This is a genomic window from Photorhabdus viridis, assembly GCF_040256935.1.
In the GTDB taxonomy this organism is placed as follows: domain Bacteria; phylum Pseudomonadota; class Gammaproteobacteria; order Enterobacterales; family Enterobacteriaceae; genus Photorhabdus; species Photorhabdus viridis.
Genome location: NZ_JBEJZY010000158.1, coordinates 1 through 1,240 on the forward strand (window position 1 = coordinate 1; position 1,240 = coordinate 1,240).

The 1,240-nt window shown below is 46.8% G+C and carries 1 protein-coding gene; it reads left to right on the forward strand.

Translation table 11 applies throughout. The features are described from left to right. The first annotated feature begins 4 nt into the window (after positions 1 to 4). Complete coding sequence (locus ABR397_RS22670) at positions 5 to 1,078, forward strand: tail fiber protein (RefSeq protein ID WP_407072902.1); 1,074 nt, start codon at positions 5 to 7, stop codon at positions 1,076 to 1,078. The last annotated feature ends 162 nt before the right edge of the window (positions 1,079 to 1,240 follow it).

Below are 1,240 nucleotides of genomic sequence, written 5' to 3' on the forward strand. Positions count from 1 at the left end.
TGGTTTGGTGGAAACGGTGCAAAAGGCGAATAATGCGGTGCCAAGTGGCAGGAGAATTAACGGAAAATCTCTGGTCGGGGATATCAGTTTGAGTGCCGGGGATGTGGGGGCTTATCCCATGCTGAGATCCATTGATGAAATACCAACACTGGGATATAACGGCCCGTTTAGAGGTAGCACATCTACTCATTATGCCCGAGGAGTCAGCATTGGTGATAACGACTATGGCCAGATCTGGGTTAACTCATATGGGCGACTGTTTGCGCAATTTTCTAATACCGATGGAGAAAGACCGGGGGGTGAATGTGTTTATATGGACGATATTACACCTATTGAGAAAAAAGCTAATAATGCTGTACCGAGCAGTCGAAAAGTAAACGGTAAGACTCTAACTGAGGATATCAGTCTGAGTGCCGGGGATGTGGGGGCGCTTCCTGGGATGACGGCTTTTACCGGTACCTCCCCAGGAAATGAGTACCAGGGTGTATTTTCAGCTCAAAAAGATAGTTATGCAAAAGGGATTAACTTCGGATACGTTAACTATGATACGGGTCAAATATATGTTAATGCCAGCGGAGATCTGTACGCCTATTTTTTGCATGTTAACAAAAATCGATATGGGGGCTTAGTCAATACCCACCCAGTTGGCTCACCCATCCCGTGGCCGCAACCTAATCCTCCATCAGGTTATCTTGCGTGCAACGGCCAGGCATTTAATAAATCCCTATATCCGCAATTAGCGGCAGCATATCCATCAGGCGCATTACCCGATTTGCGGGGGGAGTTTATTCGTGGTTGGGATGATGGACGCGGTGTAGATAGTGGTCGTGGGGTTTTGTCGTGGCAGCCACAGCAAGTTCAATGGCACCGACATGTCAGCGGTAGCGGTGGATACGGAGGAGACTTCGGCGCAACTAGCAGTCGTGGGCACAACGGATCATATCATAACGATTCACAGCAAAAATTACCGTTCACGAACAACGGTAGTGATTTTGATGTATTTACAAACAACGGTGTTGTCGGCGCAGAAACCCGCCCCCGCAATATCGCATTTAACTACATAGTGAGAGCAGCATAATGACAGAACAAAAATATTCTTTAGAGCCGGAAGTAGCAGAATTAGGCAAAAACGGATTGGCATCTAAAGCTGGTTGGATAAACGTTTACCATACCAATCAAGCAACAAGGGAATTCACAAGAGCCGATATTGAATATCTGATGCTCGGTATCGGTCTATCAG